The 19,901-nt window shown below is 66.6% G+C and carries 32 protein-coding genes and 1 pseudogene; 32 read left to right on the top strand and 1 reads right to left on the bottom strand.

The genetic code is table 11. The features are described 5' to 3' along the window. Positions 1-4 precede the first annotated feature (4 nt). Positions 5-1,672, bottom strand: coding sequence for an RNA ligase family protein (locus CES90_RS33495; RefSeq protein ID WP_189782205.1), 1,668 nt, complete (start codon positions 1,670-1,672; stop codon positions 5-7). 532 nt (positions 1,673-2,204) lie between these two features. Between CES90_RS33495 and rpsJ the strand changes: the two genes are divergently transcribed. The 32 genes and pseudogenes from rpsJ (at position 2,205) to CES90_RS50180 (ending at position 19,881) form a co-directional block, all read left to right on the top strand. After that, positions 2,205-2,513: a 30S ribosomal protein S10 gene (gene rpsJ, locus CES90_RS33490; protein WP_003948644.1), complete on the top strand. Its 309-nt coding sequence runs from the start codon at positions 2,205-2,207 to the stop codon at positions 2,511-2,513. 17 nt (positions 2,514-2,530) lie between these two features. After that, on the top strand, positions 2,531-3,175 hold the full coding sequence (rplC, locus tag CES90_RS33485; RefSeq protein WP_189782206.1) for a 50S ribosomal protein L3: 645 nt from the start codon (positions 2,531-2,533) through the stop codon (positions 3,173-3,175). Between the two features lie 7 nt (positions 3,176-3,182). Further along, positions 3,183-3,842, top strand: a complete 660-nt coding sequence (gene rplD / locus CES90_RS33480) for a 50S ribosomal protein L4 (protein ID WP_189782207.1) — start codon at positions 3,183-3,185, stop codon at positions 3,840-3,842. Next, positions 3,842-4,261, top strand: coding sequence for a 50S ribosomal protein L23 (rplW, locus tag CES90_RS33475; protein ID WP_189782208.1), 420 nt, complete (start codon positions 3,842-3,844; stop codon positions 4,259-4,261). Before rplD ends, rplW begins: the two co-directional genes overlap by 1 nt. A 40-nt stretch (positions 4,262-4,301) precedes the next feature. Then, on the top strand, positions 4,302-5,138 hold the full coding sequence (rplB, locus tag CES90_RS33470; protein WP_189782209.1) for a 50S ribosomal protein L2: 837 nt from the start codon (positions 4,302-4,304) through the stop codon (positions 5,136-5,138). Between the two features lie 12 nt (positions 5,139-5,150). Continuing rightward, the gene (gene rpsS / locus CES90_RS33465; protein ID WP_003992359.1) at positions 5,151-5,432 is read left to right on the top strand and encodes a 30S ribosomal protein S19; all 282 of its coding nucleotides are present in this window, start codon (positions 5,151-5,153) and stop codon (positions 5,430-5,432) included. A gap of 44 nt (positions 5,433-5,476) precedes the next feature. Next, positions 5,477-5,824 carry a 50S ribosomal protein L22 gene (gene rplV / locus CES90_RS33460; RefSeq protein WP_030046377.1) on the top strand — a complete coding sequence of 116 codons (348 nt, stop codon included), beginning with the start codon at positions 5,477-5,479 and terminating at the stop codon, positions 5,822-5,824. Next, positions 5,824-6,642 (top strand): 30S ribosomal protein S3, encoded by an 819-nt coding sequence (rpsC, locus tag CES90_RS33455; RefSeq protein ID WP_189782210.1) that lies wholly within the window; start codon positions 5,824-5,826, stop codon positions 6,640-6,642. Before rplV ends, rpsC begins: the two co-directional genes overlap by 1 nt. 5 nt (positions 6,643-6,647) lie before the next feature. Then, positions 6,648-7,067 carry a 50S ribosomal protein L16 gene (gene rplP / locus CES90_RS33450; RefSeq protein ID WP_030967307.1) on the top strand — a complete coding sequence of 140 codons (420 nt, stop codon included), beginning with the start codon at positions 6,648-6,650 and terminating at the stop codon, positions 7,065-7,067. Next, entirely contained in the window at positions 7,067-7,291 is a 225-nt protein-coding gene (gene rpmC / locus CES90_RS33445) for a 50S ribosomal protein L29 (RefSeq protein ID WP_007494763.1), read from the top strand. The genes rplP and rpmC overlap by 1 nt, the downstream gene beginning before the upstream one ends. After that, complete coding sequence (gene rpsQ / locus CES90_RS33440) at positions 7,291-7,578, top strand: 30S ribosomal protein S17 (protein WP_006130775.1); 288 nt, start codon at positions 7,291-7,293, stop codon at positions 7,576-7,578. Before rpmC ends, rpsQ begins: the two co-directional genes overlap by 1 nt. A gap of 105 nt (positions 7,579-7,683) precedes the next feature. Then, positions 7,684-8,052 (top strand): 50S ribosomal protein L14, encoded by a 369-nt coding sequence (gene rplN, locus CES90_RS33435; RefSeq protein WP_003998823.1) that lies wholly within the window; start codon positions 7,684-7,686, stop codon positions 8,050-8,052. Positions 8,053-8,054: 2 nt separating this feature from the next. Then, positions 8,055-8,378: a 50S ribosomal protein L24 gene (gene rplX, locus CES90_RS33430; protein WP_010036713.1), complete on the top strand. Its 324-nt coding sequence runs from the start codon at positions 8,055-8,057 to the stop codon at positions 8,376-8,378. Next, entirely contained in the window at positions 8,378-8,935 is a 558-nt protein-coding gene (gene rplE, locus CES90_RS33425) for a 50S ribosomal protein L5 (protein WP_189782211.1), read from the top strand. Before rplX ends, rplE begins: the two co-directional genes overlap by 1 nt. A 5-nt stretch (positions 8,936-8,940) precedes the next feature. Further along, positions 8,941-9,126, top strand: coding sequence for a type Z 30S ribosomal protein S14 (locus CES90_RS33420; RefSeq protein ID WP_004571834.1), 186 nt, complete (start codon positions 8,941-8,943; stop codon positions 9,124-9,126). Between the two features lie 213 nt (positions 9,127-9,339). Further along, entirely contained in the window at positions 9,340-9,738 is a 399-nt protein-coding gene (rpsH, locus tag CES90_RS33415; protein WP_007384075.1) for a 30S ribosomal protein S8, read from the top strand. A gap of 24 nt (positions 9,739-9,762) precedes the next feature. Beyond that, positions 9,763-10,302 carry a 50S ribosomal protein L6 gene (rplF, locus tag CES90_RS33410; protein ID WP_189782212.1) on the top strand — a complete coding sequence of 180 codons (540 nt, stop codon included), beginning with the start codon at positions 9,763-9,765 and terminating at the stop codon, positions 10,300-10,302. 3 nt (positions 10,303-10,305) lie between these two features. After that, entirely contained in the window at positions 10,306-10,689 is a 384-nt protein-coding gene (gene rplR, locus CES90_RS33405; RefSeq protein WP_159771704.1) for a 50S ribosomal protein L18, read from the top strand. Between the two features lie 40 nt (positions 10,690-10,729). Further along, positions 10,730-11,335, top strand: coding sequence for a 30S ribosomal protein S5 (rpsE, locus tag CES90_RS33400; protein ID WP_189782213.1), 606 nt, complete (start codon positions 10,730-10,732; stop codon positions 11,333-11,335). 3 nt (positions 11,336-11,338) lie between these two features. After that, on the top strand, positions 11,339-11,521 hold the full coding sequence (gene rpmD, locus CES90_RS33395) for a 50S ribosomal protein L30 (protein ID WP_003974250.1): 183 nt from the start codon (positions 11,339-11,341) through the stop codon (positions 11,519-11,521). Positions 11,522-11,523: 2 nt separating this feature from the next. Beyond that, positions 11,524-11,979 (top strand): 50S ribosomal protein L15, encoded by a 456-nt coding sequence (gene rplO, locus CES90_RS33390; protein WP_189782214.1) that lies wholly within the window; start codon positions 11,524-11,526, stop codon positions 11,977-11,979. A gap of 250 nt (positions 11,980-12,229) precedes the next feature. Next, complete coding sequence (gene secY, locus CES90_RS33385) at positions 12,230-13,546, top strand: preprotein translocase subunit SecY (RefSeq protein WP_189782413.1); 1,317 nt, start codon at positions 12,230-12,232, stop codon at positions 13,544-13,546. Then, on the top strand, positions 13,546-14,202 hold the full coding sequence (locus CES90_RS33380; protein ID WP_189782215.1) for an adenylate kinase: 657 nt from the start codon (positions 13,546-13,548) through the stop codon (positions 14,200-14,202). Before secY ends, CES90_RS33380 begins: the two co-directional genes overlap by 1 nt. A 127-nt stretch (positions 14,203-14,329) precedes the next feature. Beyond that, on the top strand, positions 14,330-15,166 hold the full coding sequence (map, locus tag CES90_RS33375; protein ID WP_189782216.1) for a type I methionyl aminopeptidase: 837 nt from the start codon (positions 14,330-14,332) through the stop codon (positions 15,164-15,166). Positions 15,167-15,333: 167 nt separating this feature from the next. Beyond that, positions 15,334-15,555, top strand: a complete 222-nt coding sequence (gene infA / locus CES90_RS33370) for a translation initiation factor IF-1 (protein ID WP_003948620.1) — start codon at positions 15,334-15,336, stop codon at positions 15,553-15,555. A gap of 72 nt (positions 15,556-15,627) precedes the next feature. Next, complete coding sequence (rpmJ, locus tag CES90_RS33365; protein WP_003998809.1) at positions 15,628-15,741, top strand: 50S ribosomal protein L36; 114 nt, start codon at positions 15,628-15,630, stop codon at positions 15,739-15,741. A 190-nt stretch (positions 15,742-15,931) separates the two neighbouring features. Continuing rightward, positions 15,932-16,312 (top strand): 30S ribosomal protein S13, encoded by a 381-nt coding sequence (rpsM, locus tag CES90_RS33360; RefSeq protein WP_030788235.1) that lies wholly within the window; start codon positions 15,932-15,934, stop codon positions 16,310-16,312. 70 nt (positions 16,313-16,382) lie between these two features. Beyond that, complete coding sequence (gene rpsK, locus CES90_RS33355; RefSeq protein WP_003956432.1) at positions 16,383-16,787, top strand: 30S ribosomal protein S11; 405 nt, start codon at positions 16,383-16,385, stop codon at positions 16,785-16,787. A gap of 152 nt (positions 16,788-16,939) precedes the next feature. Continuing rightward, positions 16,940-17,287 (top strand): annotated as a pseudogene (locus tag CES90_RS33350) (DNA-directed RNA polymerase subunit alpha); the annotation flags it as partial. 538 nt (positions 17,288-17,825) lie between these two features. Further along, complete coding sequence (locus CES90_RS33345) at positions 17,826-18,656, top strand: hypothetical protein (protein WP_189787329.1); 831 nt, start codon at positions 17,826-17,828, stop codon at positions 18,654-18,656. Then, positions 18,653-19,420: a TnsA-like heteromeric transposase endonuclease subunit gene (locus CES90_RS33340; protein WP_189787328.1), complete on the top strand. Its 768-nt coding sequence runs from the start codon at positions 18,653-18,655 to the stop codon at positions 19,418-19,420. The genes CES90_RS33345 and CES90_RS33340 overlap by 4 nt, the downstream gene beginning before the upstream one ends. After that, positions 19,417-19,881, top strand: coding sequence for a hypothetical protein (locus CES90_RS50180; protein ID WP_229914339.1), 465 nt, complete (start codon positions 19,417-19,419; stop codon positions 19,879-19,881). Before CES90_RS33340 ends, CES90_RS50180 begins: the two co-directional genes overlap by 4 nt. The last annotated feature ends 20 nt before the right edge of the window (positions 19,882-19,901 follow it).

The following is a 19,901-nucleotide window of genomic DNA, read 5'->3' as shown; positions in this document are numbered from 1 at the left end:
TTCCTCAGACCTCTTCCTCTATGGTCCCGCTCGCCCCGACGTACCAGGTGCGATGCGCGTCGCCCGGATACGGCGGCCCGAAGCGGCGCAGCTGGGCGGTGAGCACGTCGGGCGGCACCGGGTGCTCGCGGCGGGCGTTGCGCCGTATCAGCTCGTCCTCGTCCACCAGGACCACGGCGTGGGTGATCAGGGCGTCGCGGCGGTGGGCGACCGCGTGCACCAGCGAGCGCTGCTGCTTGTTGAGGGAGGTGGCGTCCCACACCACCGTGCGACCGGTGGCCAGCGCCTCGCCCAGCAGGTCGAGCCCTTCGCGCAGGACCTCCGCGTTGGCCCGCTGGTCGGCACGCGAGCCACGCGCCTCGCGCAGATCGTCCAACGAGACGTACGCGTCCACACCCGCGAGCCCCCGGGCGAAGGTGCTCTTGCCGCTGCCCGCCGGACCGACCGTCTGGATCAGCCTCGGGAAATCGCCCGACCGCCACCGCCAGGTCGCGGCGACGGCCTCGTCGACACCGCCGACGCGCCCCCGCGCGCACGCCTCCCGTGCCTCGGCCCGGCAACGGACGGCCGCGTCGGCCGGCAGATCGGCGAACGCTTCCCGCAAGGCCCCCTCGTCCAGGCCCCGCACGTCCTCGGCGTGCAGCGCGGACCACTCCACCTGCTCGCGCGCCTCGTCCGTCACCGCCGTGGCCCGGGCGACCGCGTGCAGCAGACCGAGGTCGACGGCGTACGACATCCGCACCAGTCCGGCCCGCCGCTCCTCGTCCGGGTACGGCCGGTGCAGCGCCGGGTGCAGCCCGACGAGGTCGGCTACCCGGCGGGCGAGCGGCATCCCGATGACCCCGGCCAGCCGGGCCGCGACCCGAGCCCTCCGGCCTCCCCGCAACAGCGCGGCCAGTACGCCGACGAGCCGGTCGTCCCCGGTCGGCCCCGCCGCGTCGAAGTGGGCGACGGCCTCCCGATCCCCCTCACCGGGCAGCCCGACGGCCTCCGCCAGCGCCGCCCCGTCCCCGGTCGCACCCGAACGCACCGCCCACAGCGCGGCCCGCGGTCCGAGCCCGTTCTCGACGACGGCCGCGTGCATCCAGTGCGTGTCCGTCCGTACGTGCCCGGCCCGCACCCACTTGGCCACCCGCGCCCCGAACTCCTCCGCGCCGAACCCGCCCACGACGCGGACGACGTACCCCTCCTGCCGCACCCGATCCAGCCGCAGTGACAACGCCCGCAACGCCCGCTCGTCGAACACGCCCCGCCACAGCACACGCGGCACGGGAACCCCGAGCCCGCGCAGAAACGCGACCGTCCGGTCCCAGTCCAGGCAGCGCCCGTCCCCGTCCCACACGGAGAAGCCGTAGAACCAGCTCTCCAGGTCCTCGTACGCGATCGAGTGCCGGGCGAACATGTTCTCCCCGCACACCCGCCAGCCCTCCGGTATCGCATGCCCGATCCGCGCCTGGAGCGCCTTGACCCAGGTACGCGACGGATGATGCGCGGAATCCAGCGACCGGGCATGCAGCCCGTCGGCGTACAGCGTGGTGTTCTCCCCGTCGAGCTTCTCGGTGACCACGACCTCGCGGCCATGCAGCCCGGACAGGTCGGTGACCCGGAGGTCATCGGCGGTCGCGCCGGGGGACCAGGGCAGATGCCGGGTCCGTGGATAGTGCGTACGCATGATGAACGTTCCCCCGTGACAGCCGTCGTACCTGATCAGCGTAGGAGCGGGGGTGGCGGCGGGCGAGCGGATTACGCGAGGCCGAGCAGGGGGGAAAGGGGCGCCCGGTGTGGGCAGGGTTTGACCTCTGTCACTCTCGGGGTAATCTCTCCGGCTCGATTGGCGGAGCTGGTGGGCCGTATGGCAGACTAGCGGGGTTGCTCGGTCGAGTGTTGATGCTGCGCGCCTCCCGCCGGGAGGACCGGAAGCGAGTCCCACAGTACTCGTCGCCCTAACTGCCTGATGGCAGCGCTGGGGCGGACGTACGGGAATCTTTCGGGAAGTGTCAGTGCGGCGCTGACCAGGCACCCGGTGGGCCTTTCGTCCCCGGCTTGCGGTTCCGGAAGGGCCGTGCTTCCCGGCAGGGATGTTCGAACAAGGGGCATCTGTGTCAGTGACAGCACGACACGCCCGACCGCGTGGGTCGGAGGATCGGGTGAAGGAACACCGGGTTCCAGAGCGTTATAACGAGACAAAGGACTACTGAGTAGCCATGGCGGGACAGAAGATCCGCATCCGGCTCAAGGCCTACGACCACGAGGTCATCGACTCCTCGGCGAAGAAGATCGTCGAGACGGTGACCCGCACTGGTGCGTCGGTCGCGGGCCCGGTGCCGCTGCCCACTGAGAAGAACGTGTACTGCGTCATCAAGTCGCCGCACAAGTACAAGGACTCGCGCGAGCACTTCGAGATGCGCACGCACAAGCGCCTGATCGACATTCTCGACCCCACCCCCAAGACCGTTGACTCTCTGATGCGACTCGACCTCCCGGCCGGTGTCGACATCGAGATCAAGCTCTGAGGGTCGGTGAGCTGAGAATGACCAAGCAGATCAAGGGCATCCTGGGCGAGAAGCTCGGCATGACGCAGGTGTGGGACGAGAACAACCGCGTTGTTCCGGTCACCGTCGTCAAGGCCGGCCCGAACGTCGTCACCCAGGTCCGTACGAACGACGCCGACGGCTACGAGTCGGTCCAGATCGCCTTCGGCGAGATCGACCCGCGCAAGGTGAACAAGCCCCTCAAGGGCCACTTCGCCAAGGCCGACGTCACCCCCCGTCGCCACCTCGTCGAGATCCGCACCGCGGACGCCTCCGAGTACACGCTCGGCCAGGAGATCACCGCCGAGGTGTTCGAGGCCGGCGTCAAGGTCGACGTCACCGGCAAGAGCAAGGGCAAGGGCTTCGCCGGTGTCATGAAGCGCCACAACTTCCGTGGCCTCGGCGCCGGGCACGGTACCCAGCGCAAGCACCGCTCCCCCGGTTCCATCGGTGGCTGCGCCACCCCGGGCCGTGTGTTCAAGGGCCTCCGCATGGCGGGTCGCATGGGCAACGAGCGGGTCACCACCCAGAACCTGACCGTCCACGCCGTTGACGCGGAGAAGGGTCTGCTGCTCATCAAGGGCGCGGTTCCCGGTCCGAACGGCGGCCTCGTCCTGGTCCGCACCGCGGCCAAGGGGGCCTGAGGTACCGATGAGCACTGTTGACATCCTTTCGCCTGCCGGCGAGAAGACCGGAAGCGTCGAACTCCCCGCGGAGATCTTCGGCGTGGAGAAGGTCAGCATCCCGCTGATCCACCAGGTCGTCGTCGCGCAGAACGCTGCTGCCCGCCAGGGCACGCACAAGACCAAGACCCGCGGTGAAGTCCGTGGTGGCGGTAAGAAGCCTTACCGGCAGAAGGGCACCGGCCGCGCCCGTCAGGGCTCGACCCGCGCGCCGCAGTTCGCCGGTGGTGGCGTCGTGCACGGTCCCGTGCCGCGTGACTACTCGCAGCGGACCCCGAAGAAGATGAAGGCCGCGGCCCTGCGCCACGCCCTCACCGACCGGGCCCGCCACAACCGCATCCACGTCGTCACCGGCGTGATCGAGGGCGAGACCCCGTCCACCAAGGCCGCCAAGTCGCTGTTCGGCAAGATCTCGGAGCGCAAGAACCTGCTCCTGGTCGTCGACCGCGCCGACGAGGCCGCGTGGCTCTCCGCCCGCAACCTGCCCCAGGTCCACATCCTGGAGCCGGGCCAGCTGAACACGTACGACGTGATCGTCTCGGACGATGTGGTCTTCACCCAGGCCGCCCTTGAGTCCTTCGTGTCCGGCCCGAACAAGGCCAACGACACCGAAGGGAGCGAGGCCTGATGGCTACGCGTCACCCGAGCATTGCCTCCAAGGCTGCGAAGGCCGCCAAGGCCGCGCGCGTCGCCAAGGCGCGTCGCCACGCCACCGAGGGCAAGAACACCGTCGTCACCCCGGCGAGCAAGGCGTACACGGACCCCCGTGACGTCCTGATCAAGCCGGTCGTGTCGGAGAAGAGCTACGCGCTCCTCGACGAGAACAAGTACACGTTCATCGTCGACCCGAACGCCAACAAGACCCAGATCAAGCAGGCCGTCCAGGCGGTCTTCTCGGTCAAGGTCACCGGGGTCAACACGATCAACCGCCAGGGCAAGCGCAAGCGGACCCGCACGGGCTTCGGCCAGCGCTCCGCCACCAAGCGCGCGATCGTGACCCTCGCCGAGGGCGACCGTATCGACATCTTCGGCGGTCCGACCGCCTAAGGGCGGTCCGGATCGTCCGATATCGGACGAGGACTGAGAAATGGGAATCCGCAAGTACAAGCCGACTACGCCGGGCCGCCGTGGCTCCAGCGTCGCCGACTTCGTCGAGGTCACGCGGTCCACGCCGGAGAAGTCGTTGGTCCGCCCCCTGCACAGCAAGGGTGGCCGTAACAACTCCGGTCGTGTGACCGTCCGCCACCAGGGCGGTGGCCACAAGCGCGCCTACCGCGTGATCGACTTCCGTCGTCACGACAAGGACGGCGTGCCGGCGAAGGTCGCGCACATCGAGTACGACCCCAACCGCACCGCGCGCATCGCGCTGCTGCACTACGCCGACGGCGAGAAGCGCTACATCCTCGCCCCGCGCAACCTGCAGCAGGGTGACCGCGTCGAGAACGGTCCCGGGGCCGACATCAAGCCGGGCAACAACCTGGCCCTCCGCAACATCCCGGTCGGTACGACGCTGCACGCGATCGAGCTCCGTCCGGGCGGCGGTGCCAAGTTCGCCCGCTCCGCCGGTGCCTCCGTGCAGCTGCTCGCGAAGGAGGGCGCCTACGCCCACCTCCGCATGCCGTCCGGTGAGATCCGCCTGGTCGACGTGCGCTGCCGCGCCACCGTCGGCGAGGTCGGCAACGCCGAGCAGAGCAACATCAACTGGGGCAAGGCCGGCCGCAAGCGCTGGCTGGGCGTCCGCCCGACCGTTCGCGGTGTGGCGATGAACCCGGTTGACCACCCCCACGGTGGTGGTGAGGGCAAGACCTCCGGTGGTCGCCACCCGGTCAGCCCCTGGGGTCAGAAGGAAGGTCGTACTCGTTCGCCCAAGAAGGCGTCGAACAAGTACATCGTCCGCCGCCGCAAGACGAACAAGAAGCGCTAGGAGCGGGTTTAGATGCCGCGCAGTCTCAAGAAGGGGCCCTTCGTCGACGACCACCTGATCAAGAAGGTGGACGCCCAGAACGAAGCCGGCACCAAGAACGTCATCAAGACCTGGTCCCGTCGCTCCATGATCGTGCCGGCCATGCTCGGCCACACGCTCGCGGTGCACAACGGCAAGACCCACATCCCGGTGTTCGTCACCGAGTCGATGGTCGGCCACAAGCTCGGCGAGTTCTCGCCGACGCGCACCTTCCGGGGCCACGTCAAGGACGACCGGAAGTCGAAGCGCCGCTAGTAGCGGATCGCATTCAGACACGTAAGTAACTGAGAGGGACAACCATGGAAGCCAGGGCCCAGGCGCGGTACATCCGCGTCACGCCCATGAAGGCCCGCCGCGTGGTGGACCTTATCCGTGGCATGGACGCCACGGAGGCTCAGGCTGTTCTGCGATTCGCTCCGCAGGCAGCCTCCGTGCCCGTCGGCAAGGTGCTCGACAGCGCCATCGCCAACGCCGCGCACAACTACGACCACCCGGACGCCACTTCGCTGTTCATCAGCGAGGCGTACGTCGACGAGGGTCCGACCCTGAAGCGGTTCCGTCCGCGTGCCCAGGGCCGTGCCTACCGGATCCGCAAGCGGACCAGCCACATCACCGTGGTCGTCAGCAGCAAGGAAGGAACCCGGTAATGGGCCAGAAGGTTAACCCGCATGGGTTCCGGCTCGGTGTCACCACGGACTTCAAGTCCCGCTGGTACGCCGACAAGCTGTACAAGGACTACGTCAAGGAAGACGTCGCCATCCGTCGGATGATGACGTCCGGCATGGAGCGCGCCGGTATCTCGAAGGTGGAGATCGAGCGCACCCGTGACCGCGTGCGGGTGGACATCCACACCGCTCGTCCGGGCATCGTCATCGGCCGCCGTGGCGCCGAGGCCGACCGCATCCGCGGTGACCTCGAGAAGCTCACGGGCAAGCAGGTCCAGCTGAACATCCTCGAGGTCAAGAACCCCGAGACCGATGCTCAGCTGGTTGCCCAGGCCGTCGCCGAGCAGCTCTCCTCCCGCGTCTCCTTCCGTCGGGCCATGCGCAAGAGCATGCAGTCCGCCATGAAGGCCGGCGCCAAGGGCATCAAGATCCAGTGCGGTGGCCGCCTCGGTGGCGCCGAGATGTCCCGCTCGGAGTTCTACCGCGAGGGCCGTGTGCCCCTGCACACGCTCCGCGCGAACGTGGACTACGGCTTCTTCGAGGCCAAGACGACCTTCGGCCGCATCGGTGTGAAGGTCTGGATCTACAAGGGCGACGTCAAGAACATCGCCGAGGTCCGCGCCGAGAACGCTGCCGCCCGTGCGGGTAACCGCCCGGCCCGCGGTGGCGGTGCCGACCGCCCGGCCCGTGGTGGCCGTGGTGGCGAGCGGCGCGGTCGCAAGCCGCAGCAGGCTGCTGCCGAGGCCCCCAAGGCTGAGGCTCCCGCCGCTCCGGCTGAGAGCACCGGAACGGAGGCCTGACCGACATGCTGATCCCCCGTAGGGTCAAGCACCGCAAGCAGCACCACCCCAAGCGCAGCGGCGCTGCCAAGGGTGGCACGACGGTTGCGTTCGGCGAGTACGGCATCCAGGCGCTCACCCCGGCGTATGTGACGAACCGTCAGATCGAGGCCGCTCGTATCGCCATGACGCGTCACATCAAGCGTGGTGGCAAGGTCTGGATCAACATCTACCCGGACCGTCCCCTCACCAAGAAGCCTGCCGAGACCCGCATGGGTTCCGGTAAGGGTTCTCCGGAGTGGTGGATTGCCAACGTCAAGCCCGGACGCGTGATGTTCGAGCTGTCGTACCCCAACGAGAAGATCGCCCGTGAGGCTCTGACTCGCGCCGCCCACAAGCTGCCGATGAAGTGCCGGATCGTCAAGCGCGAGGCAGGTGAAGCGTGATGTCGGCCGGTACCAAGGCGTCCGAGCTGCGCGAGCTGGGCAACGAGGAGCTTCTGGCGAAGCTCCGCGAGGCCAAGGAAGAGCTGTTCAACCTCCGCTTCCAGGCGGCGACCGGACAGCTTGAGAACCATGGCCGTCTGAAGGCGGTCCGCAAGGACATCGCGCGGATCTACACCCTGATGCGCGAGCGTGAGCTGGGCATCGAAACGGTGGAGAACGCCTGATGAGCGAGAACAACGTGACTGAGACGAACACTGAGGCGCGGGGCTTCCGCAAGACCCGTGAGGGCATCGTCGTCAGCGACAAGATGGACAAGACCGTCGTCGTCGCCGTCGAGGACCGAAAGAAGCACGCCCTGTACGGCAAGGTCATCCGCAGCACGAGCAAGCTCAAGGCGCACGACGAGCAGAACGCCGCCGGCGTCGGCGACCGTGTCCTCCTCATGGAGACCCGGCCGCTGTCCGCGACGAAGCACTGGCGCGTCGTCGAGATCCTCGAGAAGGCCAAGTAATTCCTGCGGGGCAAACCCGCAGGTCAGTTCCGCCAGGCTCGGCAGGGGCTCCCCTCGTGACGAGGCGGCCCCTGCCGGGAACCGGCAGACAAACAGGAGATAGACGTGATCCAGCAGGAGTCGCGACTGCGCGTCGCCGACAACACTGGTGCGAAGGAAATCCTTTGCATCCGTGTGCTCGGTGGCTCCGGTCGCCGCTACGCGGGCATCGGTGACGTCATCGTCGCCACCGTCAAGGACGCGATCCCCGGTGGCAACGTGAAGAAGGGTGACGTCGTCAAGGCGGTCATCGTTCGCACCGTCAAGGAGCGCCGCCGTCCGGACGGCTCGTACATCCGCTTCGACGAGAACGCCGCCGTCATTCTGAAGAACGACGGCGACCCTCGTGGCACCCGCATCTTCGGCCCGGTCGGCCGTGAGCTGCGCGAGAAGAAGTTCATGAAGATCATCTCGCTCGCGCCGGAGGTGCTGTAAGCATGAAGATCAAGAAGGGCGACCTGGTCCAGGTCATCACCGGTAAGGACAAGGGCAAGCAGGGCAAGGTCATCGCGGCCTTCCCCCGCGAGGACCGTGTCCTGGTCGAGGGTGTCAACCGGGTCAAGAAGCACACCAAGGCCGGTCCGACCGCTCGCGGTTCGCAGGCCGGTGGCATCGTCACCACCGAGGCGCCGATCCACGTCTCCAACGTGCAGCTGGTCGTGGAGAAGGACGGCAAGAAGGTCGTGACCCGCGTCGGTTACCGCTTCGACGACGAGGGCAACAAGATCCGCGTTGCCAAGCGGACGGGTGAGGACATCTGATGGCTACCACCACCACTCCGCGTCTCAAGACGAAGTACCGCGAGGAGATCGCGGGCAAGCTGCGTGACGAGTTCAAGTACGAGAACGTCATGCAGATCCCCGGCCTCGTCAAGATCGTGGTCAACATGGGTGTGGGCGACGCCGCCCGCGACTCCAAGCTGATCGAGGGCGCGATCCGCGACCTCACCATGATCACCGGTCAGAAGCCGGCCGTCACCAAGGCCCGCAAGTCCATCGCGCAGTTCAAGCTGCGTGAGGGCCAGCCGATCGGTGCCCACGTCACGCTCCGTGGCGACCGCATGTGGGAGTTCCTGGACCGCACCCTGTCGCTCGCGCTCCCGCGCATCCGCGACTTCCGTGGTCTGTCCCCCAAGCAGTTCGACGGCCGTGGCAACTACACCTTCGGTCTCACCGAGCAGGTCATGTTCCACGAGATCGACCAGGACAAGATCGACCGCGTCCGGGGTATGGACATCACCGTGGTGACCACGGCGACCAACGACGCTGAGGGCCGTGCGCTCCTTCGTCACCTCGGCTTCCCCTTCAAGGAGGCGTGAGCGAGATGGCGAAGAAGGCTCTGATCGCGAAGGCTGCTCGTAAGCCTAAGTTCGCCGTGCGCGCGTACACCCGCTGCCAGCGGTGTGGCCGTCCGCACTCCGTGTACCGCAAGTTCGGCCTGTGCCGCGTGTGCCTCCGTGAGATGGCTCACCGTGGCGAGCTGCCGGGCGTGACCAAGAGCTCCTGGTAATCCCCCTAATCAGGGATTCCGGAAGCTCTCGGTAAGCACTGGGCGTGTCAGGCGCCCTCCCTTCCATGGCTTAGGCTTGGAGGGTTGGGCGCCTGATGGTCGCCCGTACGACTTACTACGCCGTAGGTCCACCGCACCGCACCCGCCTCGTCTCGGATCGAGGAGAGGGATGGGCACCTGGAAACCCCGGCGAGAGAGGCCGAAGGCCAATTCATGACCATGACTGATCCGATCGCAGACATGCTTACGCGTCTGCGGAACGCGAACTCGGCATACCACGACTCCGTGACGATGCCGGCATCGAAGATCAAGTCGCACATCGCGGAGATCCTCCAGCAGGAGGGCTTCATCACGGGCTGGAAGGTCGAGGACGCCGAGGTCGGCAAGAACCTCGTCCTGGAGCTGAAGTTCGGCCCCAACCGTGAGCGCTCCATCGCGGGCATCAAGCGGATCTCCAAGCCCGGTCTCCGGGTGTACGCGAAGTCCACCAACCTGCCCAAGGTGCTGGGCGGCCTCGGCGTGGCGATCATCTCCACGTCCCACGGGCTCCTCACCGACAAGCAGGCCGGCAAGAAGGGCGTGGGTGGGGAAGTCCTCGCCTACGTCTGGTAGCGGAAGGGAACGGAGGAAACAGCTATGTCGCGCATTGGCAAGCTCCCCATCACGGTTCCCGCCGGCGTGGACGTCACCATCGACGGCCAGACGGTCTCGGTCAAGGGCCCTAAGGGCACGCTGACCCACACCGTCGTGGCGCCGATCGAGATCGCCAAGGGTGAGGACGGCGTCCTGAACGTCACCCGCCCCAACGACGAGCGTCAGAGCAAGGCCCTGCACGGCCTGTCCCGCACGCTGGTGGCGAACATGATCACCGGCGTGACCCAGGGTTACGTGAAGAAGCTCGAGATCAGCGGTGTCGGTTACCGCGTGACGGCCAAGGGCTCGAACCTGGAGTTCGCGCTCGGCTACAGCCACCCGATCACCGTCGAGGCGCCCGAGGGCATCTCCTTCAAGGTGGAGACCCCGACCCGCTTCCAGGTCGAGGGCATCGACAAGCAGAAGGTCGGCGAGGTTGCGGCCAACATCCGCAAGCTGCGCAAGCCCGACCCGTACAAGGCCAAGGGCGTCAAGTACGAGGGCGAAGTCATCCGCCGCAAGGTCGGAAAGGCGGGTAAGTAAGCCATGGCATACGGCACGAAGATCGCTAAGGGCGACGCTTACAAGCGTGCTGCCATCAAGCGGCGCCACATCCGTATCCGTAAGAAGGTCAACGGTACGGCTGAGCGTCCCCGCCTGGTCGTGACCCGCTCGAACCGCCACATCGTGGCCCAGGTGATCGACGACCTCAAGGGTCACACCCTTGCGTCGGCGTCGACCCTGGACGCGTCCATCCGTGGTGGCGACGACGACAAGTCGGCGCAGGCCGGCAAGGTCGGCGCCCTGGTCGCCGAGCGTGCCAAGGCCGCCGGTGTCGAGGCCGTCGTGTTCGACCGTGGTGGTAACCGGTACGCGGGTCGCATCGCGGCCCTGGCCGACGCCGCCCGCGAGGCCGGGCTCAAGTTCTGAGCTCGCTGCGTAGCTAGCGGAAAAGAGAGAGGTAAATCCAATGGCTGGACCCCAGCGCCGCGGTGGCGGTGCCGGTGGCGGCGAGCGGCGGGACCGGAAGGGCCGTGACGGCGGCGCAGCTGCCGCCGAGAAGACCGCGTACGTTGAGCGCGTCGTCGCGATCAACCGCGTCGCCAAGGTTGTGAAGGGTGGTCGTCGCTTCAGCTTCACCGCGCTGGTCGTGGTGGGCGACGGTGACGGCACCGTGGGTGTCGGTTACGGCAAGGCCAAGGAGGTGCCGGCCGCCATCGCCAAGGGCGTTGAGGAGGCCAAGAAGCACTTCTTCAAGGTCCCTCGTATCCAGGGCACCATCCCGCACCCCATCCAGGGTGAGAAGGCTGCCGGCGTCGTTCTGCTCAAGCCCGCGTCCCCCGGTACCGGTGTTATCGCCGGTGGTCCGGTGCGTGCCGTGCTCGAGTGCGCCGGTATCCACGACGTGCTGTCGAAGTCGCTCGGCTCCGACAACGCCATCAACATCGTGCACGCGACCGTGGAGGCCCTGAAGGGCCTGCAGCGTCCCGAGGAGATCGCGGCTCGCCGTGGTCTGCCCCTCGAGGACATCGCCCCCGCGGCTCTGCTCCGTGCGCGTGCCGGGGCGGGTGCGTAGGTCATGGCGCAGCTCAAGATCACGCAGGTCAAGTCCTACATCGGCAGCAAGCAGAACCACCGCGACACCCTGCGCTCCCTTGGTCTCAAGGGCATCAACACGCAGGTCGTCAAGGAGGACCGCCCCGAGTTCCGCGGCATGGTGCACACCGTCCGCCACCTCGTGACGGTCGAGGAGGTCGACTGATCATGGCGGAGAACAACCCGCTCAAGATCCACAACCTCCGTCCCGCCCCGGGTGCCAAGACCGCCAAGACCCGTGTCGGTCGTGGTGAGGCCTCGAAGGGTAAGACGGCCGGTCGTGGTACCAAGGGTACGAAGGCCCGCTACCAGGTTCCGGAGCGCTTCGAGGGTGGCCAGATGCCGCTCCACATGCGTCTCCCGAAGCTGAAGGGCTTCAAGAACCCCTTCAAGACGGAGTACCAGGTCGTGAACCTGGACAAGCTCGCCGCCCTCTACCCCGAGGGTGGGGAGGTCACCGTTGCCGACCTGGTCGCCAAGGGTGCCGTCCGCAAGAACAGCCTCGTCAAGGTCCTTGGCCAGGGCGAGGTCTCCGTGGCGCTGCAGGTGACGGTCGACGCCGTCTCCGGCTCCGCCAAGGAGAAGATCACCGCCGCCGGCGGCACCGTCACCGAACTCGTCTGAGATCGGACGGCGTCGGCTGACGTCAGCAGCACCGGCCGGGTGTGGCCCTCATGAGGAGGGGCATGCCCGGCTGTTGGCGTGAAGGGGACGGAAGTGGCCGCGGATCGGTATGCCGAGCGACCCCGGATATAGGTAGGCTGTGCCGCTGGCGCCCAGTGCCGTCCTGGCATGCCGTAATCTCGTTCCTCAGGCCATCAACCCAATTAGTCGTCACCTCACGCGCGCACACGCGGGGGTCGCAGGAGGCACCGTGCTCACCGCGTTCGCCCGGGCGTTCAAGACGCCCGACCTGCGCAAGAAGCTGTTCTTCACGCTCGGCATCATCGTGATCTACCGGATCGGTACGCATATCCCGATCCCCGGCGTCGATTACAGCGCCGTCCAGTTCTGCGTTAACGCGGCTCAGACCAACCAGGGCATCTTCGGTCTGGTCAACATGTTCAGCGGTGGTGCGCTCCTTCAGATCACGATCTTCGCGCTCGGCATCATGCCGTACATCACGGCGAGCATCATTCTGCAGCTGCTGACCGTGGTGATCCCGCGCCTGGAAGCCCTCAAGAAGGAGGGACAGTCCGGCACGGCGAAGATCACGCAGTACACCCGCTATCTGACCGTGGCGCTGGCGATCCTCCAGGGCACCGGCCTGGTCGCCACCGCCCGCAGCGGCTCGCTGTTCCCGAACTGCGCGATGGCCAACTCGATCGTGCCGGACCGCTCGATCTACACCACCATCGTCATGGTGATCACCATGACCGCCGGTACGGCGCTCGTCATGTGGCTCGGTGAGCTCATCACCGACCGCGGCATCGGCAACGGCATGTCGATCCTCATGTTCATCTCGATCGCCGCCACCTTCCCGGGCGCCCTGTGGGCCATCAAGGAGCAGGGTGACCTGGCGGACGGCTGGATCGAGTTCGGCACCGTCATCGCCGTCGGCCTCGTCATGGTCGCGCTCGTGGTCTTCGTCGAGCAGGCCCAGCGCCGTATCCCGGTCCAGTACGCGAAGCGCATGATCGGCCGCCGGTCCTACGGTGGTACCTCGACGTACATCCCGCTCAAGGTGAACCAGGCGGGTGTGATCCCCGTCATCTTCGCGTCGTCGCTGCTCTACATCCCGGCGCTGATCGTCCAGTTCTCCGACTCTCAGGACGCCGGGTGGGCGACTTGGATCACACGGAACCTGGCCGACACGGCGGCGCCCGTACACATCACGATCTACTTCTTCCTAATTGTCTTCTTCGCCTTCTTCTACGTGGCCATCTCGTTCAACCCCGAGGAAGTCGCGGACAACATGAAGAAGTATGGTGGCTTCATCCCGGGCATCCGGGCTGGCCGACCGACCGCTGAGTACCTTTCCTACGTGCTCAACCGGGTCACCTGGCCGGGTTCGCTGTACTTGGGTCTGATCGCTCTCGTCCCGACGATGGCGTTGGCTGGTTTCGGTGCAGACCAGAACTTCCCGTTCGGCGGTACCAGCATCCTCATCATCGTGGGTGTGGGTCTGGAGACGGTGAAGCAGATCGAGAGCCAGCTCCAGCAGCGCAATTACGAAGGGTTCCTCCGCTGATGCGAATCGTCCTCGTCGGGCCGCCGGGTGCGGGTAAGGGAACGCAGGCCGCGTTCCTGGCCAAGAACCTGTCGATCCCCCACATCTCCACGGGCGACCTGTTCCGGGCCAACATCAGCAAGAAGACGGAACTCGGCAAACTCGCGAAGTCCTACATGGACAAGGGCGAACTGGTGCCGGACGAGGTCACCATCGCGATGGCGAAGGACCGCATGGACCAGCCGGACGCCGTGGACGGCTTCCTGCTGGACGGCTTCCCGCGCAATGTCTCGCAGGCCGAGGCGCTGGACGTGACGCTCCAGGACGCGGGCATGAAGCTGGACGCGGTGCTGGACCTGGAGGTCCCCGAGGAAGAGGTCGTCAAGCGGATCGCCGGTCGGCGCATCTGCCGGAACGACTCGGCGCACGTCTTCCACGTCACGTACAAGCAGCCGAAGGCGGAGGGCGTCTGCGACGTCTGCGGCGGCGAGCTGTACCAGCGCGACGACGACTCCGAGGAGACCGTCCGCAAGCGTCTGGAGGTCTACCACACCCAGACCGAGCCGATCATCGACTACTACAAGGCCCAGGGCCTCGTGGTGACGATCTCGGCCCTCGGCAAGGTGGAGGAGGTCACCACGCGCGCGATGGAGGCCCTCAAGCGCGACGAGAAGTAGTTGTCTGTAGTACGTCGGCCGCGGTGCCCTGGATGGGCGCCGCGGCCGTACTGTTGTGTAGGTAAAACCCCGAGCCCGATGGGTTCGTAGGCTTCGTAGGCAGAGAAGACGGAGAGCGCAGGCCCCCATGGTGCAGATCAAGAGCCCCGAGCAGATCGCCAAGATGCGCGAGGCGGGGCTGGTCGTCGCCGCCATTCACGCGGCCACCCGGGAGGCCGCTGTGCCGGGCGCCTCCACGAAGGATCTCGACGACGTGGCCCGCAAGGTGATCGCGGAGCACGGCGCCAAGTCGAACTTCCTCGGGTACGGCGGTTTCCCGGCGACCATCTGCACATCGGTCAACGAAGTCGTGGTGCACGGGATCCCGAGCGACGAGGTCGTCCTCAAGGACGGGGACATCATCTCCATCGACTGCGGCGCCATCGTCGACGGCTGGCACGGGGACGCGGCGTACACCGCGTTCGTGGGGTCCGGGCACGCTCCTGAACTCCTTGAGCTGTCGCGGGTGACCGAGGAGTCGATGTGGGCCGGGATCGCCGCCATGAAGCAGGGGAACCGGCTGGTCGACGTGTCCCGGGCGATCGAGACGTACATCCGCCGGCAGCCGAAGCCGGGGGGCGGGAAGTACGGGATCGTCGAGGACTACGGCGGCCACGGGATCGGCACCGAGATGCACATGGACCCGCACCTGCTGAACTACGTGGAGCGGCGGCGGGGGAAGGGGCCGAAGCTGGTGCCGGGGTTCTGTCTGGCCATCGAGCCGATGGTGTCCCTGGGGACGCCGAAGACCGAGGTTCTGGCGGATGACTGGACCGTGGTGACCACGGACGGTACGTGGTCGTCCCACTGGGAGCATTCGGTGGCGCTGACGGAGGCAGGGCCGCTGGTACTCACGGCTCCCGACGGGGGCAAGGCGAAGCTGGCCGAGCACGGGATCACTGCGGCGCCGGATCCGTTGGGCTGAGCCCCGCGCCCTTCGGGGCGCGTAATGATCTCCCTCGTTGGGCATCCTTAGCCGAATTCGTGTTTCCGGGAGCCCTGACGTAGACTGACTCGTCGGCTCTCGTGTTTCCGTGTGTCCTCATTCGGTTACGTGGAGTCGATCAAGGTAGTCGATTCGAAGGGCGAAGCGTGGCCAAGAAGCAAGGTGCCATCGAGATCGAGGGCACTGTCGTTGAGTCTCTGCCGAACGCCATGTTCAAGGTCGAGCTCCAGAACGGCCACCAGGTCCTGGCACACATCAGCGGCAAGATGCGTATGCACTACATCCGCATCCTCCCTGACGACCGGGTCGTGGTGGAGCTGTCTCCGTACGACCTGACGCGTGGCCGGATCGTCTACCGCTACAAGTAGATCTTGCCCCCGCACTCCGTGGCCCGGTCACCGGGACGCGGGTGGTGGCACTGACCCGGAGAACCTCACCCCATGAAGGTCAAGCCGAGCGTCAAGAAGATCTGCGACAAGTGCAGGGTGATCCGCCGTCACGGTCGGGTCATGGTCATCTGCGAGAACCCGCGCCACAAGCAGCGCCAGGGCTGACGCACGACCGATCCCTCTGCTCGATTCGCAGAGATTCGCGCGACGCAAGCTGAATATGTTCATACGCAGGATCCAGGCGCTTCGGTGTCTGACACCCCCGGCTCGGAGGCCGGGGACCCAGTTCGTACCTGGTACGGCGGCTGGGAACCGGTTCTGCGGAAGACCTCCGAAGATCACCAGGAGCCATTGAATGGCACGCGTTTCCGGTGTTGACATCCCGCGCGACAAGCGCGTGGAGGTCGCCCTCACCTACGTGTTCGGCATCGGCCGGACCCTCTCCCAGGAGACGCTGGCAGCGACCGGCGTCGACCCGAACACCCGCGTTCGCGACCTCTCCGAGGAGCAGCTCGTCGCGATCCGCGAGTACGTGGACAACAACATCAAGACCGAGGGTGACCTCCGTCGTGAGATCCAGGCCGACATCCGCCGCAAGGTGGAGATCGGCTGCTACCAGGGTCTCCGTCACCGTCGTGGTCTGCCCGTCCGCGGTCAGCGCACCAGCACCAACGCCCGCACCCGCAAGGGCCCGCGTCGCGCCATCGCCGGTAAGAAGAAGCCGGGCAAGAAGTAGTCCTCAGCGGACAACGCTTCATCAGCGGTCTTCGCTGTAGGACCGACCACCTCCCCGTAGGAGTTAGTAGATGCCCCCCAAGGGTCGTCAGGGCGCTGCCAAGAAGGTGCGCCGCAAGGAAAAGAAGAACGTCGCTCACGGCCACGCGCACATCAAGAGCACGTTCAACAACACGATCGTCTCGATCACGGACCCGTCCGGCAACGTGATCTCCTGGGCCTCCGCCGGCCACGTCGGCTTCAAGGGCTCCCGGAAGTCCACGCCGTTCGCCGCGCAGATGGCCGCCGAGTCGGCTGCCCGCCGCGCCCAGGAGCACGGCATGCGCAAGGTCGACGTGTTCGTCAAGGGCCCGGGTTCCGGTCGTGAGACCGCCATCCGTTCGCTCCAGGCGACCGGTCTCGAGGTCGGCTCCATCCAGGACGTGACCCCGACCCCGCACAACGGGTGCCGTCCGCCCAAGCGCCGTCGCGTCTGATCTTCGACGCAGGCTGCTTGGTCTGAGGATTTCGGGCGGTACGGCTCTTCGGGGCCGTATCGCCCGTACCCTTGTAACACAGTTTCCATATCGGGTTACCGCCCGGTGGCAGGGCGTCAAATAGCGGGCGCCCCTGACAGAAGGAACGCAACATGCTGATCGCTCAGCGTCCCTCGTTGACCGAAGAGGTCGTCGACGAGTTCCGCTCCCGGTTCGTGATCGAGCCGCTGGAGCCGGGCTTCGGCTACACCCTCGGCAACTCCCTGCGCCGTACGCTCCTGTCGTCGATCCCCGGTGCGGCTGTCACCAGCATCCGCATCGACGGTGTCCTGCACGAGTTCACCACCGTGCCGGGCGTCAAGGAGGACGTCACCGACCTGATCCTCAACATCAAGCAGCTGGTCGTCTCCTCGGAGCACGACGAGCCGGTCGTGATGTACCTGCGCAAGCAGGGCCCGGGTCTGGTCACCGCCGCCGACATCGCGCCCCCGGCCGGTGTCGATGGGCGCAGCCATGGTCATAGGTCCTCTCATGAGTCCCATCTGACCCTCTGTCACCATCCTCCGCATCTCGGGGGAACCTCACACGTGCGGCATCCGGCTCAGGCGCGGCAACCACAGCAACCAACGTGGCCTGCTCTCGCGGCCTCCGCTGCCTGGTCCCGGTGAATGCGGCAATCGTCCACCTGGCGGGCCGTCAGCCCGTGGTGGTCGCCGCGGCGGACTGTGCCCGCAGCAGTACAAGGACATGCCGACAGTAGCCGTGAACGACTCCTTAGCTGTTCTCCAGCTGCGGGTACTTGCCATCGCAGACGGAGCTGAAGGGTCCGTGGCAGGTACGTCTGTCTCCTCGAGCGAATGGTTTGCTTCCCTACGACTGCTGACAGCCATGGCCCGTCTCGCCTCTGATGAGACCGATGTCTCCGTCTTCCCGGGCTACATGGCCCAAGCGGTGGCAGAAGACCGTCGACGGCGCCAGGCCATCCGCAGCGGTAGTGCGAGTCACCTCGGAGCAATGCCTGCAACAGCCGCTCACGCCATGGCCTATTTGGCGCTGGCTTCCGCTGTCCTCGATGCCCCGAACTTCGAGAGCGGTGCACAAGTACTGGCTCCATGGGCCCGGCGCCTGGCGGACCTGCAACGGGCCGCCGGTGTCGGAGACCGGCTTCGCAAGATGCGCCGCCCCACCGTCATCAACGAAATGATGGCTGCCGTTGCTCCTCGTTCCTCACGTGTTGTCGGCGCCCTCACAGCCGTCAGACCAGTGGGAATCAGTCCCTGTCACGTTCCTCATCTCACTGATGCTGCGGACTACAGCGAGCTGGTTGCCGCGCATCTGCCCGGAACCAGTCCGTTGTGGGGAAGGCGGTTCACCGCCCTGGCCCTGGCCCGCCTGGCGGGCGCATCCAGTTGGCCGCGCGCCGCGGAGGTATTGGACATGGACGGCGGCAAGGCCATACGTGCCGCCACCAAGGTTGTCCGGCGAATCTCCGACGCGGACGCGTTCTGGGAGTCGGTGACGCTGGTGGCGGAACGTCTTCAGGAACGCGGGCTGGTCGACTATGCCGCCCGCAGAGCTGCTCTTGCAGACCTGTGTGAACTCCCCGCGGGCGTACTCACGCCTGTCTTCCGTCCCCTTGGGATGTCCGTCACTCCTCAGCGACGGCGCCACGCTGCGGCCTGGATCTGGCAGCGCTTCACCAGTGGTGATCCGCACGAGGCGCCCGCCTACAGGCAGGAATGGGGTAACGCCACGGCGGAATCGATACGCGTGGGCTGGTGGCGCTTCCAAACCCGTCTGCCCCCGCAAGCCGCTACTGCCCTCGTTGTCTGGGGGACGACCCACCTTTCCGACAAGGGGATCTCATGAGCCCACGGCGAACACGCACGCTTCGACCGGTGCGCGCCGCTCCCGACCGAACTTTCCTCCAGTACTACGACCCCTGCGGCACGGAACGCCTCATCCCTGCCTCCCAGGCTGCCGCAGTGACCTTCGAGGACGCACTCCCCGCCCGCAAGATCCCCTCTCATGCAGGACAACACCACACCCCCGGCCACTACTGGTCGGCGACGACAGACCGGATGATCGACTACGAGTCGTACCTGGAGTCGAAATGGATGAAGCTGCTCGACTTCGCCCCTGAGGTGGTTTCATTCAGCGCCCAGCCCTTCACCATCGACGGCCACGATACTGAGGGCCCCTGGCGGCACACGCCAGATCTTTGCGCTCGTCGGCGCGACGGCTCGGTGCTGCTGCTGGACGTGAAGGAAGACGGGCGTATGGCAGTGCCCGCCGTTATCTGCCAGGCCCGTCGGACAGCCGAGCTGTGCCAGCGGATCGGCTGGGACTACGCCATGGTGGGCGAACCCGATGCGCTGCGCTGGGCCATCGTTTCCTGGCTCGCCGGCTACCGCCGGCCCCTGTTGGCCGGGAAGGCTCTCGTCGATCGCTTGCTAATACTCGCCCAAAGATCCGTGGCCATTGGCGACTTGGTGAGCTTCCAGCCTGTGCCCGAACTCGCGCGGTCCGTGATCTACCACCTCATGTGGCACCACCGGCTTGCCTTCGACCAGACCCGCCCTCTGCGCGATCACACCCATGTGCGAGCCGCAGACCTACGGAGTCCCGCATGAGCAGCCACCGGCTCGCCGTCACCGACTGGATCGAGTTCGAGGAGGAACGGCACCAGGTCGCGGGGCTCGACGGTGCCACCGTGCGCCTGCGGTCGGAGAACGGCCGCGCGCAGACCATCATGCTGTCGGTCCTGCTCGCTGACAGCAGCTTCCGTGCGGCGGTCGAACCGCCGCCCACGGCACTGATGGATGCCGATGCCCACCCCGATCCAGCCGGCGTCCTGGCAAGCCTGGACAAAGCTGTGAAGGACGCCGCACTGAAACTAGAGGCCCATCTACTGGAGGCCATGACGGGCTACCGCTCCGGTGACCCGCTCAGCGCTGCCGCGGACGAGCCCCGCCCGCAATACGATCCTGCGCTTCCCCAAGTCGTCCGTGTTCAGGCCAAGGCACAGGAGCTCGGCGTGACGGAACGGTGGATGTGGAAGCTGTGGGCACGGCGCACGGAGAACGGTCTCTGAGGGCTCGTGGACAAGCGCAA

This window comes from Streptomyces capitiformicae, from assembly GCF_002214185.1.
GTDB lineage: Bacteria > Actinomycetota > Actinomycetes > Streptomycetales > Streptomycetaceae > Streptomyces > Streptomyces capitiformicae.
This window is presented reverse-complemented; position numbering and strand designations above follow the sequence as displayed.